Source organism: Roseivirga sp. (assembly GCF_965216855.1).
Taxonomy (GTDB): Bacteria; Bacteroidota; Bacteroidia; order Cytophagales; family Cyclobacteriaceae; genus Roseivirga.
The window spans coordinates 1,463,066-1,477,207 of sequence record NZ_OZ244204.1; the positions used below are offsets into that span (position 1 = coordinate 1,463,066).

At 41.0% G+C, this 14,142-nt stretch carries 25 protein-coding genes; all 25 read right to left on the bottom strand.

Going from position 1 to position 14,142, the window contains the following annotated elements; all coding sequences use genetic code 11:
* Positions 1–774: a type I methionyl aminopeptidase gene (gene map, locus ACOOEY_RS06580; RefSeq protein ID WP_420387883.1), complete on the bottom strand. Its 774-nt coding sequence runs from the start codon at positions 772–774 to the stop codon at positions 1–3.
* A 2-nt stretch (positions 775–776) separates the two neighbouring features.
* Positions 777–2,102 (bottom strand): preprotein translocase subunit SecY, encoded by a 1,326-nt coding sequence (gene secY, locus ACOOEY_RS06585; protein WP_420387884.1) that lies wholly within the window; start codon positions 2,100–2,102, stop codon positions 777–779.
* Positions 2,103–2,106: 4 nt separating this feature from the next.
* Positions 2,107–2,553 carry a 50S ribosomal protein L15 gene (gene rplO / locus ACOOEY_RS06590; RefSeq protein ID WP_420387885.1) on the bottom strand — a complete coding sequence of 149 codons (447 nt, stop codon included), beginning with the start codon at positions 2,551–2,553 and terminating at the stop codon, positions 2,107–2,109.
* Between the two features lies 1 nt (position 2,554).
* On the bottom strand, positions 2,555–2,734 hold the full coding sequence (gene rpmD, locus ACOOEY_RS06595) for a 50S ribosomal protein L30 (protein WP_420387886.1): 180 nt from the start codon (positions 2,732–2,734) through the stop codon (positions 2,555–2,557).
* Between the two features lie 5 nt (positions 2,735–2,739).
* Complete coding sequence (gene rpsE, locus ACOOEY_RS06600; RefSeq protein ID WP_420387887.1) at positions 2,740–3,243, bottom strand: 30S ribosomal protein S5; 504 nt, start codon at positions 3,241–3,243, stop codon at positions 2,740–2,742.
* 18 nt (positions 3,244–3,261) lie between these two features.
* Positions 3,262–3,606, bottom strand: a complete 345-nt coding sequence (gene rplR / locus ACOOEY_RS06605) for a 50S ribosomal protein L18 (protein WP_420387888.1) — start codon at positions 3,604–3,606, stop codon at positions 3,262–3,264.
* An 8-nt stretch (positions 3,607–3,614) separates the two neighbouring features.
* Entirely contained in the window at positions 3,615–4,166 is a 552-nt protein-coding gene (gene rplF / locus ACOOEY_RS06610; RefSeq protein ID WP_420387889.1) for a 50S ribosomal protein L6, read from the bottom strand.
* A gap of 11 nt (positions 4,167–4,177) precedes the next feature.
* On the bottom strand, positions 4,178–4,573 hold the full coding sequence (gene rpsH, locus ACOOEY_RS06615) for a 30S ribosomal protein S8 (RefSeq protein ID WP_420387890.1): 396 nt from the start codon (positions 4,571–4,573) through the stop codon (positions 4,178–4,180).
* 140 nt (positions 4,574–4,713) lie between these two features.
* Positions 4,714–4,983: a 30S ribosomal protein S14 gene (rpsN, locus tag ACOOEY_RS06620; RefSeq protein WP_068221251.1), complete on the bottom strand. Its 270-nt coding sequence runs from the start codon at positions 4,981–4,983 to the stop codon at positions 4,714–4,716.
* Positions 4,984–4,985: 2 nt separating this feature from the next.
* Positions 4,986–5,546 carry a 50S ribosomal protein L5 gene (rplE, locus tag ACOOEY_RS06625; protein ID WP_420387891.1) on the bottom strand — a complete coding sequence of 187 codons (561 nt, stop codon included), beginning with the start codon at positions 5,544–5,546 and terminating at the stop codon, positions 4,986–4,988.
* Positions 5,539–5,874, bottom strand: a complete 336-nt coding sequence (gene rplX / locus ACOOEY_RS06630; protein ID WP_420387892.1) for a 50S ribosomal protein L24 — start codon at positions 5,872–5,874, stop codon at positions 5,539–5,541. The genes rplE and rplX overlap by 8 nt, the downstream gene beginning before the upstream one ends.
* A gap of 2 nt (positions 5,875–5,876) precedes the next feature.
* A complete protein-coding gene (gene rplN / locus ACOOEY_RS06635; RefSeq protein ID WP_068221245.1) occupies positions 5,877–6,245 on the bottom strand; it encodes a 50S ribosomal protein L14 in 369 nt (122 codons plus the stop codon).
* 2 nt (positions 6,246–6,247) lie between these two features.
* The gene (gene rpsQ, locus ACOOEY_RS06640; protein ID WP_420387893.1) at positions 6,248–6,505 is read right to left on the bottom strand and encodes a 30S ribosomal protein S17; all 258 of its coding nucleotides are present in this window, start codon (positions 6,503–6,505) and stop codon (positions 6,248–6,250) included.
* Between the two features lie 7 nt (positions 6,506–6,512).
* Positions 6,513–6,707 carry a 50S ribosomal protein L29 gene (gene rpmC, locus ACOOEY_RS06645; RefSeq protein WP_420387894.1) on the bottom strand — a complete coding sequence of 65 codons (195 nt, stop codon included), beginning with the start codon at positions 6,705–6,707 and terminating at the stop codon, positions 6,513–6,515.
* 2 nt (positions 6,708–6,709) lie between these two features.
* The gene (gene rplP / locus ACOOEY_RS06650) at positions 6,710–7,129 is read right to left on the bottom strand and encodes a 50S ribosomal protein L16 (protein ID WP_420387895.1); all 420 of its coding nucleotides are present in this window, start codon (positions 7,127–7,129) and stop codon (positions 6,710–6,712) included.
* Positions 7,130–7,152: 23 nt separating this feature from the next.
* Positions 7,153–7,878, bottom strand: coding sequence for a 30S ribosomal protein S3 (gene rpsC, locus ACOOEY_RS06655; RefSeq protein WP_420387896.1), 726 nt, complete (start codon positions 7,876–7,878; stop codon positions 7,153–7,155).
* A gap of 6 nt (positions 7,879–7,884) precedes the next feature.
* On the bottom strand, positions 7,885–8,277 hold the full coding sequence (gene rplV / locus ACOOEY_RS06660; RefSeq protein ID WP_420387897.1) for a 50S ribosomal protein L22: 393 nt from the start codon (positions 8,275–8,277) through the stop codon (positions 7,885–7,887).
* The gene (gene rpsS / locus ACOOEY_RS06665) at positions 8,277–8,552 is read right to left on the bottom strand and encodes a 30S ribosomal protein S19 (protein ID WP_420387898.1); all 276 of its coding nucleotides are present in this window, start codon (positions 8,550–8,552) and stop codon (positions 8,277–8,279) included. The genes rplV and rpsS overlap by 1 nt, the downstream gene beginning before the upstream one ends.
* Positions 8,553–8,558: 6 nt before the next feature.
* Complete coding sequence (rplB, locus tag ACOOEY_RS06670) at positions 8,559–9,380, bottom strand: 50S ribosomal protein L2 (RefSeq protein ID WP_420387899.1); 822 nt, start codon at positions 9,378–9,380, stop codon at positions 8,559–8,561.
* Positions 9,381–9,390: 10 nt separating this feature from the next.
* Entirely contained in the window at positions 9,391–9,678 is a 288-nt protein-coding gene (gene rplW, locus ACOOEY_RS06675; RefSeq protein WP_420387900.1) for a 50S ribosomal protein L23, read from the bottom strand.
* A gap of 6 nt (positions 9,679–9,684) precedes the next feature.
* Complete coding sequence (gene rplD / locus ACOOEY_RS06680) at positions 9,685–10,311, bottom strand: 50S ribosomal protein L4 (protein WP_420387901.1); 627 nt, start codon at positions 10,309–10,311, stop codon at positions 9,685–9,687.
* A gap of 4 nt (positions 10,312–10,315) precedes the next feature.
* Positions 10,316–10,948 (bottom strand): 50S ribosomal protein L3, encoded by a 633-nt coding sequence (rplC, locus tag ACOOEY_RS06685; RefSeq protein WP_420387902.1) that lies wholly within the window; start codon positions 10,946–10,948, stop codon positions 10,316–10,318.
* Between the two features lie 286 nt (positions 10,949–11,234).
* Positions 11,235–11,540, bottom strand: coding sequence for a 30S ribosomal protein S10 (gene rpsJ, locus ACOOEY_RS06690; RefSeq protein WP_068221223.1), 306 nt, complete (start codon positions 11,538–11,540; stop codon positions 11,235–11,237).
* A gap of 18 nt (positions 11,541–11,558) precedes the next feature.
* Positions 11,559–13,658, bottom strand: a complete 2,100-nt coding sequence (gene fusA / locus ACOOEY_RS06695; protein WP_420387903.1) for an elongation factor G — start codon at positions 13,656–13,658, stop codon at positions 11,559–11,561.
* Positions 13,659–13,672: 14 nt separating this feature from the next.
* The gene (gene rpsG / locus ACOOEY_RS06700) at positions 13,673–14,140 is read right to left on the bottom strand and encodes a 30S ribosomal protein S7 (RefSeq protein WP_420387904.1); all 468 of its coding nucleotides are present in this window, start codon (positions 14,138–14,140) and stop codon (positions 13,673–13,675) included.
* Between the last annotated feature and the right edge of the window lie 2 nt (positions 14,141–14,142).

Genomic DNA, 14,142 nt, shown 5'->3' on the forward strand with positions numbered 1-14,142 from the left:
TTAAAATTTTACTACTTCTTCTATGTATTTATGACTGGTCAATATTTCTGTCCTGTCTTTAAAAATGGCCACAGTGTGCTCAAAGTGTGCAGAAGGTTTTCTGTCTCTGGTCCTAATGGTCCATCCATCACTCTCCTGTACAATGTTTCGAGCTCCCAGGTTAATCATCGGTTCAATGGCAATCACTAAACCTTCATTCAACTTGGGTCCACGACCTCTTTTACCATAGTTTGGCACTTCAGGACCTTCATGAAGGCTTCTGCCCAATCCGTGTCCTACAAGCTCTCTCACCACTGTATAACCTCTGTCTTCTACATACTTCTGTATGGCGAAGGCTAAGTCTCCGATGCGGTTACCAAACCTGGCTTCTTCAATACCTATATACAACGACTCTTTCGTTGTCTTAAGAAGTGATAAAATTTCTGGGGAAATGTCTCCTACGGGGTAAGTATAAGCGGAATCGCTATGAAAACCTTGGTAGAAGACTCCACAATCTACAGAGATTATATCACCGTCTTTCAATTCATATTCACTCGGAAAACCGTGAACGACTACTTCATTCACAGAAATACAGAGTGTTGCGGGAAAACCATTGTAACCTTTAAAGGAACCAGTTGCCCCATGATCTGCAATAAACTCTTCAGCGACTTTATCCAGATCTTTGGTTTTTATACCAGGCTTTATCAGCTTGGCTACTTCTCCGTGAGCTTTGGCTAAAATCTCAGCACTCTCACGTATTTTTTGTATTTCTTCTTCGGTCTTGTAAAAGATCATATTTATGCTACAGCCATGTTCTGAGATCTGCCTCTCATCTTACCTGACTTCATCATACCTTCGTAATGTCTCATCAGCAGGTAGCTTTCAATTTGCTGTAGCGTATCTAAAATCACACCCACCATAATCAACAGCGATGTACCTCCGTAGAAGTATGAGAACTGCTGTCCTACTCCGGCATTGAATGCAAAAGTTGGCAGGATGGCGATAATTGCCAGGAAGAAAGATCCAGGCAAAGTGATCTTATCCAAAACACCTCCGATAAACTCGGAAGTCGGTTTACCCGGTTTAACACCAGGAATGAAACCACCATTTCTTTTCAAGTCATCCGCCATACTTGACGGGTTAACAGTAATAGCCGTGTAGAAGAACGTAAATGCGATAATCAATACGGCAAATACAACAGTGTACTGCCATGAGTAAGGATTAGCAAACACATTGGCTACTCTAAGTGCAAACTCACTCTGATCGGCCCAAATCTGACCTATCAATGTAGGTAAGATCATAAGTGCCTGAGCAAAGATGATTGGCATTACACCAGAAGCATTCACTTTTAAAGGAATGAACTGACGTTGGCCACCATACACTTTTCCTCCAACTACTTGTTTCGCATATTGAACCGGAATTCTTCTTGTTGCCTGTACCAATGCTACAGTAACAATCACAACACCAAACAATACTAATATTTCAACTACAGAGAATAAAGCTCTGTTCAATCCATTGGTTGTAACAAATTCATACCACGCTGCACCTGGAAGCCTTGAAATGATACCGATCATGATCAGCATTGAGATACCATTACCAATTCCTTTATCGGTAATCTTCTCACCAATCCACATACAGAACATAGTCCCTGATGTGAGCAATATCATTGATGACAACATGAAGAATGTAGAGTCAACATTTGGCGAAATAGCTTCAGGTGGGATAGTTACTCTTAAGTAACCTACACTCTGAGCCAGTGTAACCAAGATTGTTAAAACTCTGGTGATCTGTGTCAATTTCTTTCTACCAGACTCACCTTCTTTTTGCATTTTCTGGAAACTAGGTACCGCCACTGTCATCAGCTGGATTACAATCGAAGCTGAGATGTAAGGCATAATACCTAAACCAAAAATGGACGCTCTACTGAAAGAACCTCCTAATAGTGTATTCAGGATACCAAGAATACCACTGTCAGCTTCAGATAGCTGGGTCGGGTCTACACCAGGTAACACCACAAAAGAACCCAATCTAAAAATGACAAGGAATCCCAGCGTAGCCAGGATTCTGTTTCTTAGTTCCTCTATTGCAAAAATATTCTTAAGAGTGGTTATGAATTTCTTCATCTGATTAAAGCTTTGTAACAGTACCTCCTACTTTCTCAATAGCTGCTTCAGCAGTAGCAGAAAATTTATGAGCTGTCACGTCTACCTTTGATTTCAATTCGCCTCTACCCAACACTTTGATCAGATCGTTCTTAGCTGCCAGACCATGTGAAGCCAATACTTCAACAGTGATAGCGCTTTCTCCCGTCTGCTCAGCCAGTTGCTGAAGGGTATCAAGGTTAATAGCCTTGTACTCTACTCTGTTAGGGTTAGTGAAACCGAATTTAGGAACACGTCTTTGAAGTGGCATTTGACCACCTTCGAAACCAGACTTTCTTTTGTAACCTGATCTTGACTTTGCACCCTTATGACCTCTTGTAGAAGTTCCGCCTTTTCCGGAACCAGCACCTCTACCGAGTCTCTTATTTGTCTTTGTAGAACCTTCTGCAGGTTTTAATGTATTCAGTTTCATCTTATGCTTCCTTTACAGATACAAGGTGATTTACTTTATCGATCATACCAGCAATCTGAGGAGTCATTTCAACTTCTACAGATCGGTTGATTTTACCTAAGCCGAGGGCCTGAATAGTTCTCTTTTGTTTTTCAGGTCGGTCGATGGTACTTCTAGTTTGTGTAATAATAACCTTAGCCATTGTTCTTACCCGTTAAAAACTTTATCCAATTCAACACCTCTTTGCTCCGCTACAGTGTAAGGATCTCTCATTTGCAATAATGCATCGAAAGTTGCTTTCACTACGTTGTGCGGGTTAGAAGAACCCTTTGATTTTGCCAACACGTTGTGCACACCTGCTGATTCAAAAACAGCACGCATTGCACCACCGGCAATTACACCAGTACCTTCAGAAGCTGGCTTCACCAATACAAAACCTCCACCGAATTTACCGAGTGCTTCATGAGGTACAGTACCTTTAAATACAGGTACTTCTACCAAATTCTTCTTAGCATCATCTATACCTTTGGTGATAGCGTCAGTTACCTCGTTGGCTTTACCCAATCCGTAACCTACAACACCGTTACCGTCACCTACAACAACAATTGCAGAGAAACTGAATCTTCTACCACCTTTAACTACTTTGGCCACACGCTTAATGGCAACAACTTTTTCTTTCAAGTCGATGTCACTAGCCTTAACTCTGTTCATTTTTTGTGTCATCTCTTATTAAAATTTAAGACCACCTTCTCTGGCTCCATCTGCCAAAGCTTTCACTTTACCGTGGTAGATATATCCGTTTCTATCAAATACTACTTCACTAATTCCACTGGCAGCTGCTTTTTCAGCAAGTTTCTTTCCAACCTCTTTAGCCACTTCAATGTTAGTGTTTTTCTTGGCACCTAACTCAGCAGATGATGCAGATACAATTGTATGTCCTTGCTCATCATCAATGATTTGTGCATATATTCTTGTATTACTCTTGAATACAGAGATTCTAGGCCTTGCTGCCGTACCGGAAATCTTCTTTCTGATTCCCCTTTTGATTCTAAGTCTACTGTTACTAATAGCCATGATTCCCTTTATTTAGAAGCAGTTTTACCAGCTTTTCTTCTAATCTTCTCACCAACGAATTTGATACCTTTACCTTTGTAAGGTTCAATTTTTCTCAATGATCTGATCTGAGCAGCTACTTGTCCAATTAGTTCTTTATCGCTACTATTCAAAGTAACGATTGGGTTCTTACCTTTCTCCATCTTGGCATCAGCAGAAACCTCTTGAGGAACCTGGAGATAAATACTGTGAGAATAACCCAGGTTAAGCTCCAATACATTATTCGCAACAGCGGCCTTATAACCTACACCCACTAGTTCCAGTTCTTTGGAGTAACCTTCGTTAACACCAATAACCATATTATTGATCAGGGCTCTGTAAAGGCCATGAAGAGATTTGTGTCTCTTCTGATCTGTTGGTCTTACTACTGTTAAGACACCGTCTTCAACAGTTACTTTGAAATCAGGATCTAACTCCCTAGACAATTCTCCCTTTGGTCCTTTAACAGTAACCGTGTTTCCGGCTACGTCTACAGATACGCCTGAAGGAAGAGCAATCGGTTTATTACCAATTCGTGACATCTATCTATATTCTAGTATACGTGACACAATATTTCCCCACCAATGTGCTGTGTTCTCGCTTCTTTATCGGTCATAATACCTTTAGAAGTAGAGATGATAGCAATACCAAGACCATTCAATACTCTTGGAAGCTCTTCAGCACCTGCATACTTTCTCAAACCAGGTTTACTGATTCTCTCCAACTTAATGATAGCTGGTTCTTTAGTACGCTGATTGTATTTCAAGGCGATTTTAATCTTACCCTGAACACCATCATCTTCGAACTTATAGTTCAAGATGTAGCCTTTGTCGAAAAGCACTTTGGTCATTTCCTTCTTCAATTTAGAAGCAGGAATCTCGATCACTCTGTGCTTAGCTTTGATTGCGTTTCTTAAACGCGTCAGATAATCTGCTATTGGATCAGTCATTTTTCAATTGTTTTACGCCTTTTAAACGCTGACATCCTGGCGATATCACCCAGGTATGCCCTTTTATAAAATGTTAAATACCTTCCGGCCGAAACCGGCCTGCAAAGGTATTAATTTTTTTCTGTTATAAAAAAGAAAGATTACCAGCTTGCTTTGGTCACTCCAGGAATTTTTCCTGCAGAAGCCATTTCTCTGAAAGTAACCCTAGAGATACCAAACTTACGCATGTAACCCTTAGGTCTTCCGGTAAGCTTACATCTGTTGTGAAGTCTCACTGGAGACGCATTTCTAGGCAACTTATCAAGACCCTCGTAATCGCCTTCGGCCTTTAGCCTGGCTCTTTTCTCGGCATAGCGAGCAACGAGTTTTTCTCTTTTTCTTTCTCTAGCTTTTACTGCTTCTCTTGCCATAATTAGTTTTGTTTTTTACCAGATGCAAAAGGCATTCCCATAGCCCTTAGCAACTCATAACTTTCTTCGTCAGTATTTGCTGTGGTAACGAACGTAATGTCCATACCGGTGATTTTGTTCACTTTATCGATAGAGATCTCAGGGAAGATGATTTGCTCTTTAACTCCTAAAGTATAATTACCTCTTCCGTCAAAACCTTTGTCTTTCACTCCTCTAAAGTCTCTTACACGAGGAAGAGCAATATTCAAAAGTCTATCGATGAATTCGTACATCTTGTCACCTCTCAAGGTAACCTTAGCTCCGATAGGCATACCATCTCTCAACTTAAAGTTCGAGATTGAGTTCTTAGCTACTGTAGGAACGGCCTGCTGACCAGTGATGGTAGTCAATTCCTCAACACCTACATCTACTAATTTCTTATCAGCCACAGCGGCACCAATACCCTTATTGATTACTACTTTAGTAATCTTAGGTACCTGCATGATGCTTGAATACTGGAATTTCTCCTTCAGCGCAGGAACAATGTCCTTGCTGTATATTTCTTTTAATCTCGGACTAGCCATTTTTAATTACCTCCCCAGATTTTTTTGCGTATCTAACTAGTTTTCCGTTTTCATCAGCTTTTCTACCAATTCTTGTTGCATCTCCAGTAGATGGATCTACTACCATAAGGTTAGAAATATGGATAGAAGCTTCTGTTTTTTCAATACCACCATTAGGATTAGAAGCTGAAGGTTTGATATGCTTAGATACCATATTTACACCCTTCACGATGGCTCTGTACTTGGCAGTGTTAACTTCCAGTACTTCACCTTCTTTTCCTTTATAGTTACCAGAAAGAACTTTTACCTTGTCTCCTTTTCTGATATGAAGTTTTGTAGCCTGTGTCATAATTATAGTACTTCAGGGGCTAATGAAACGATTTTCATGAATTGCTTTTCACGCAACTCTCTGGCTACAGGTCCGAACATACGAGTTCCTCTTGGCTCATCGTTGTTGTTCAGTAATACTGCAGCATTGTCTTCGAAACGAATATAAGATCCGTCTTTTCTTCTCACTTCCTTCTTAGTTCTCACGATAACAGCTTTTGAAACTGTACCTTTTTTGAGGTTACTAGATGAGTGAGCAGATTTTACAGAGACCACAATCTTATCACCTACTGTGGCGTACTTTTTCTTAGTACCACCAAGTACACGAATACAGAGCACCTCTTTGGCACCACTGTTATCGGCTACGCTTAGTCTTGATTCCTGTCTAATCATGATTACTTGGCTCTTTCAATAATTTCTACTAGTCTCCAACGCTTGTTTTTACTCAGCGGACGAGTCTCCATGATTTTCACAGTATCACCGATACCGCAATCATTCTTTTCGTCATGAGCGGCAAATTTTGTTGTCTTCTTAACAAACTTACCATAGATCGGGTGTTTCTCTCTTCTTTGAACAGCAACTGTAATGGTCTTATCCATTTTGTTACTGGTTACAACACCGACTCTTTCTTTTCTAAGATTTCTGGTCTCCATGCTTATATCAGTTAGCAAGTTCCTTAGCCCTTAACTCAGTTTTCAATCTTGCAATCAGACGCTTGCTGTGTCTGATTTTCATAGGATTTTCAATCGGAGAAATAGCATGAGCAAAATTAAGCTTCTGCAGACCGCTAACTTCCGTATTTATCTTTTCTCTAAGCTCTTCTACAGTGAGCGCTTTGATTTCTGAATTTTTCATAATTATCCCACGTAATCTCTACGTACAACAAACTTGGTTGAAAGAGGCAACTTCTGAGCAGCTAGTCTCAAGGCTTCTTTCGCCAATTCAATATTCACGCCTGCCGCTTCGAAAAGCACAGTACCAGGCTTTATAACAGCTACCCAGTAATCTGGTGCACCTTTACCTTTACCCATCCTTACCTCAGCAGGTTTACTGGTGATTGGTTTGTCTGGGAAAATTCTGATCCATACCTGACCTTCTCTCTTCATTGCTCTTGTCATTGCAATACGAGCGGCCTCGATTTGGCGGCTAGTAATCCAACCCGGCTCAAGAGACTTGATACCGAAGGTTCCGAATGCCAAGCTATGTCCGCGTCCAGCCACGCCTTTAACGCGACCTTTCTGCATTTTTCTAAACTTCGTTCTTTTTGGCTGTAACATCTTCTCTCCTTTTTACAGTTGGGTTACTTCTTTTTATTTCTGTTTGGTCTTCTACCACCACCAGATCTTCTGTCTCCACCACCCATTTGGTTAGAGATGCCTACGTTAGGAGAAAGATCTCTCTTACCGTAAACTTCACCTTTGAAGATCCAGACTTTGATACCGATTTTACCGTAAACAGTATCGGCCTCAGAGATAGCATAATCAATATCTGCTCTTAGCGTATGTAAAGGAATTCTTCCCTCTTTATACATCTCAGTTCGTGCCATTTCAGCACCACCAAGTCTACCAGAACATTTCACTTTGATTCCTTGAGCACCTACACGAATCGCAGAAGCAATTGCCTGCTTCATAGCTCTTCTGTAAGAGATTCTTGCCTGTAATTGTTGAGCGATTGACTCACCTACCAATTTAGCATCAAGCTCAGGTCTCTTGATTTCGAAGATGTTGATTTGAACGTCTTTGCCGGTCAATTTTTTCAACTCTTCTTTAATACGATCAACTTCTTGCCCTCCTTTACCAATCACAACACCAGGTCTGGCAGTGTGAACAGTAATTGTGATTCTCTTGATAGTTCTCTCAATGATAACCTTTGAGATACCACCTTTAGGAATTCGGGCATCGATATATTTTCTGATTTCCTGATCTTCCACCAGTTTATCAGAGAAGTCTTTTCCACCGTACCAGCTAGAATCCCAGCCACGTACAACTCCTAATCTGAAACCAACAGGGTTAACTTTTTGTCCCATCTGTTTTTAATTATCAGTTTCGTTATTAACTACTTCCTCAGCGGTAACTTCGGCTGCATTCTTAGAAGCAACAACGATAGTTACATGATTTGATCTTTTTCTAATTCTGTGAGCTCTACCCTGTGGTGCAGGCCTCAATCTCTTCAAGATTCTACCACCGTCAACACGAATCTCCTTAATATACAGATCAGCGTCTTCCAGTCTTTCGTCTTCGTTTTTAGATTGCCAGTTAGAGATTGCTGAAAGCAACAATTTCTGAAGTCTAGCAGCACCTTCCTTCGGCTCAAATTTTAAGATGTTCAACGCAGTATTCACGCGCTCGCCTCTGATCATATCAGCGACCATTCTCATCTTACGAGGAGAAGTAGGAACATTATTAAGTTTTGCAACTGCTTCCATTATCTCTTCTTGTCTTTTTTAGCAATGTGACCTCTAAAGTTTCTGGTTGGAGCAAATTCACCCAGTTTGTGACCTACCATGTTTTCAGTAACAAACACAGGGATAAATTTATTTCCATTATGTACAGCAAAGGTATGACCGATGAAATCAGGTGAGATCATAGATCTTCTTGACCAGGTTTTGATGACTGACTTTTTGCCAGACGCTTCCATAGTCTCAACCTTATTTGCCAATCTAAAATCGATATATGGTCCTTTTTTTAATGAACGTGCCATGCTAGATTATTTCTTTTTACCGATTATTAGTCTATTCGAATATTTCTTAGGTGTTCTGGTTTTCTGACCTTTAGCATAAAGGCCCTTTCTTGATCTTGGGTGACCTCCAGATGATCTACCTTCACCACCACCCATTGGGTGATCGACCGGGTTCATTACAACACCTCTTACTCTAGGTCTTCTTCCTAACCATCTGTTTCTACCAGCTTTACCTAACCTCACGTTCATGTGCTCAGCATTACCTACTGAACCAATTGTTGCCAGGCAAGAAGAAAGGATATTTCTCATCTCACCAGAAGGAAGCTTCACAGTAGCATATTTACCTTCTCTCGCAACCAATTGAACATAAGAACCAGCACTTCTTGCCAAAGCAGCTCCCTTACCAGGTTTGAACTCTACGTTGTGAACGATAGTACCTAAAGGAATCTTTGCTAATGGAAGTGCATTACCTACCTCAGGAGCTACCGCTTCGCCAGAAATTACTTGCTGGCCTACTTTCAATCCCTGAGGAGCAATGATATATCTCTTCTCACCGTCAGCGTAATAAAGCAATGCAACACGTGCACTTCTAGACGGATCGTACTCAATACTTTTAACAGTTGCCGGAACCTCGAACTTGTCTCTTTTGAAATCAACAACTCTCAGTTTCTTTTTGTGACCACCACCAATATAGCGCATGGTCATTTTACCGGTATTATTTCTACCACCAGATCTTTTCAAAGGAGCAAGCAAAGACTTTTCAGGAGCTGATGCAGTAACATCAGCAAAGTCTGGAGCTATACGGCCTCTAGTGCCTGGGGTCATTGGTCTTAATTTCTTTACACCCATCTTACTTCAATTAAATGCCGCTGTAAAAATCGATTACCTCTCCTTCAGCAACAGTTACAATTGCTTTCTTAAATGAATTCGCTCTTCCAGCTATTACTCTGGACTTTGTGTAACGCGACTTGTTTTTACCCTGATACTTCATGGTATTTACATCCTCTACAGTTACACCGTACATATCTTCAACAGCCTTCTTAATCTCAACTTTATTAGCGTTCAGGTCTACAATAAAACCGTACTTACCTTTTTCGTTTAAGGCTGAAACTTTCTCTGTAACTAATGGCTTCTTTAAAACACTCATCTCAAATTACTTTAGAAGGTTTTCAAGCTTTTCAATTGAACTCTCGCTAATCAATAGGCTATCAGCGTTCAACACATCATAGGTGTTCAAAGAGTCAGCCGTAGTTATTTTAGCATTCTTAATATTCCTTCCTGAAAGAACTACGTTCTTGTTAGACTCAGGAAGAACCAAAAGCGTCTTCTTATCAGCTACAGATAAACCATTAAGCACTTTGATAAACTCTTTGGTCTTAGGAGCCTCGAAAGAAAGATCTTCAAGGACTACTACTCCATTATCTTTAGCCTTATAAGCCAATGCAGACTTTCTGGCAAGAGTTTTCAACTTCTTGTTTAGCTTGAAGCTGTAGTCTCTAGGCTGAGGACCGAATACTCGACCACCACCTCTGAAAACAGGAGACTTAATACTACCAGCTCTGGCTGTACCAGTACCCTTTTGTCTTTTTATCTTTTTCGTAGAACCAGCGATTTCATTTCTTTCCTTGGACTTGTGCGTACCCTGACGTTGGTTAGCCAGGTACTGCTTTACATCCAGGTAGATGGCGTGATCGTTAGGCTCAATACCGAAGATATCGTCTGAAAGATTTACTTTCCTTCCAGTGTCTTCTCCACTATTTTTTAATACTGCAATCTCCATCTTCTTATTTCTCTAGTACTACGATTGAATTCTTAGCACCCGGAATAGAACCACTCACTACAATGAGGTTCTTTTCAGGCATAACTTTCATCACTTTCAGGTTCAAAACCTTCACTCTGTCGTTACCCATTCTACCCGCCATACGAGTACCTTTAAATACTCTTGCAGGATAAGAGGCACCACCAATAGAACCCGGAGCTCTCATTCTGTTGTGCTGACCGTGAGTTGCCTGTCCAACACCACCGAAGCCGTGTCTTTTAACAACCCCCTGGAAACCCTTACCTTTAGAGGTTCCAATCGCATCAACAAAATCGCCTTCTACGAACACATCACTCACGTTGATGACGTTACCCAGAACGACTTTATCTTCGAATTCTTCACGGAAATCTCGAAACTCAACAACCTCTTGCTTTGGCGTTGTATTAGCCTTTTTAAAATGGCCTTTTAACGCATTTGGCGTATTCTTTTCTTTACGCTCTCCATAAGCAAGTTGTACAGCCCTGTATCCGTCTGTTTCTTCATTTTTTACTTGCGTCACTACGCAAGGACCAGCTTCTATAACCGTGCATGCGACATTTTGTCCATCGGCACCATAGATGCTAGTCATTCCGATTTTTTTTCCGATTATTCCAGACATCTTTTATTTCATTTTAAGCACTATATATCTAGCGCTTCCGAGAAACGGACTGCAAAGATAGAGAATTAATTGTGGAAGACAAGGGTGCTACAAAAATTAGATGTAGTTTTTTCTCAGACATTTAGCTCTTCCAGCTTAGACTCTCCGGAAACCACGCAGACAACCTGATTTTCCTTATTTTTCCTACCAATTCAGTACCGACAATTTCTCTCAATCACTAGAAATTCAGTAATAAAAAAGACCACCCTTACCAGAGTGGCCTTTCACTTTATTTTAGGGTGTATGATTACACCTTGATCTCTACATCAACACCAGACGGCAACTCAAGTTTCATCAAAGCATCAACAGTCTTTGCACTAGATGAGTAGATATCTACCAATCTCTTGTAAGTACAAAGCTGAAATTGCTCACGAGACTTCTTGTTCACGTGTGGCGATCTCAATACTGTAAATTTCTCCTTAACTGTTGGCAACGGAATAGGACCGCTAACAATAGCACCAGTTGTTTTCACAGCTCTCACGATCTTCTCAGATGACTTATCCACCAGGTTGTGATCGTATGATTTCAATTTGATTCTAATCTTCTGTGTCATTCTATTAAAATTTACAGCTTATTCTCCTTTTGACTTTTTGATAACCTCTTCAGCAATGTTATTCGGAACAACATCATAGTGAGAGAATGTCAATGAAGCAGTTGCTCTACCTGAAGACATTGTTCTCAAGTCAGTTACATAACCGAATAGTTCTGAAAGAGGAACACTCGCTTTAACAACAGTTGAAGTACCTTTGGTATCCATACCTTTCATAATACCTCTTCTTCTGTTCAAGTCACCGGTAATTGAACCAGTATACTCATCAGGAGTAACTACATCAACTGACATAATTGGCTCCATCAATCTTGGAGCAGCTTTTCTAGCCGCTTCTTTGAATCCAAGTCTGGCTGCCATTTCAAATGAAAGTGCATCTGAATCCACATCGTGGAATGAACCGTGGAATAGTCTCACTTTCATTCTCTCGATTGGATAGCCGGCCAATGGACCATTGTCCATCGCTGACTTGAAGCCCTTCTCGATAGCAGGGATAAATTCCTTTGGAATTACACCACCAACAATACCATTTACAAACTGAAGTCCTAAACCTTCGAACTCATCGTCAGCAGGGCTCAATTCGAATACGATATCTGCGAACTTACCTTTACCACCAGTTTGCTTCTTATAAACCTCTTTGTGCTCAACGTTAGAGTTGATAGACTCTTTGTAAGCTACCTGAGGAGCACCTTGGTTCACCTCTACCTTGAATTCTCTTTTCAGACGATCCATGATAATATCCAGGTGAAGCTCACCCATACCTCTAAGAATAGTCTGTCCGGTTTCTTCGTCAGTATTCACCGTCAAAGTTGGATCTTCTTCTACCAACTTAGCGATAGCCATACCTAGTTTATCAACATCAGCCTGAGTCTTAGGCTCAATAGCATAACCGATTACAGGATCCGGGAACACCATAGATTCAAGAACGATCTTGTGTTTCTCGTCACACAGTGTATCTCCGGTTTTGATATCTTTAAATCCTACCACAGCAGCAATATCACCCGCATGAAGGCTATCAATAGCATTCTGCTTGTTTGCGTGCATCTGGAAGATTCTTGAAATTCTTTCTTTCTTACTGGTTCTTGTATTGTACACATAAGAACCTGAATCAAGCATACCTGAATAAGACCTCACAAAGCAAAGACGACCTACGAATGGGTCAGTTGCAATTTTGAAGGCCAAAGCAGCAAACGGACCGTTCGGATCTGGCTTTCTTGAAATCTTCTCTTCAGTATCAGGATCAGTTCCTACAATGTTATCTCTATCAAGTGGTGAAGGAAGTAATTCCATCACGTAGTTCAGCATTGACTGAACACCCTTGTTTTTGAAAGCAGAACCACAAAGCATTGGAACAAAGTCCAAGTTGATAGTAGCTTGTCTTAGAGCAGCAAGAATCTCGTCTTTAGTAATTGAATCCGGATCATCGAAGAATTTCTCCATCAATGTATCATCGTACTCAGCGATAGCCTCCAACAAGTATTCTCTGTACTCAGCCACATCGTCTACCATATCTGCAGGAATTTCGATTTCGCTATAGGTCATACCCATATCGTCTTCGTTCCATACGATAGCAATGTTCTCAACAAGGTCAACTACTCCTTTGAATGTATCCTCAGCACCAATTGGTAACTGAAGAGGCACAGCTTTAGTACCCAACATTTCTTTCACCTGCTTACACACGTTCAAGAAGTCAGCACCAGCACGGTCCATCTTGTTCACGAAGCCCAAACGAGCAACTTTATAGTTATCTGCCAGTCTCCAGTTGGTCTCAGACTGAGGCTCAACACCGTCAACCGCAGAGAACAAGAACACAAGACCATCCAATACACGAAGTGATCTGTTTACCTCAACGGTAAAGTCAACGTGACCAGGAGTGTCAATAATGTTGATGTGGTATTCGTCACCTTTGTAAGGCCAGAAAACTGTAGTCGCTGCAGAAGTAATGGTAATACCTCTCTCCTGCTCTTGCTCCATCCAGTCCATGGTGGCAGCACCATCGTGAACCTCACCAATTTTGTGTGAAACACCAGTATAATATAGGATACGCTCGGTAGTAGTGGTCTTTCCGGCATCGATGTGCGCAGCGATACCAATATTCCGAGTTAATCTTAAATCTCTTGCCATGATTAGTTTAGGAATTAAAATCTAAAATGTGAAAATGCTTTGTTTGCTTCTGCCATTCTGTGAGTATCATCCTTCTTCTTCACTGCTCCACCTTCTCCTTTAGAAGCTGCAACAATCTCTCCGGCCAATCTCTCAGTCATGGTTTTCTCACCTCTCTTTCTGGCGAAAGAGATCATCCACTTAATTCCTAGTGATGTTTTTCTGGCAGGTCTAACTTCGGTAGGCACCTGGAAGGTGGCTCCACCAACTCTCCTTGACTTTACTTCGACAGAAGGCATGATGTTACTCAATGCTTTTTTCCAAGTCTCAAGACCATTCTCACCAGTACGCTTTTCTACCAATGCCACTGCATCATAGAAAATTCCGTAGGCAATACTCTTCTTACCATCCACCATAAGGTAGTTCACGAACTTTGTCACCAAAGTATCTCCGAACTTCGGGTCAGGAAGAATATATCTCTTCTTTGGTTTAGCTTTTCTCATTA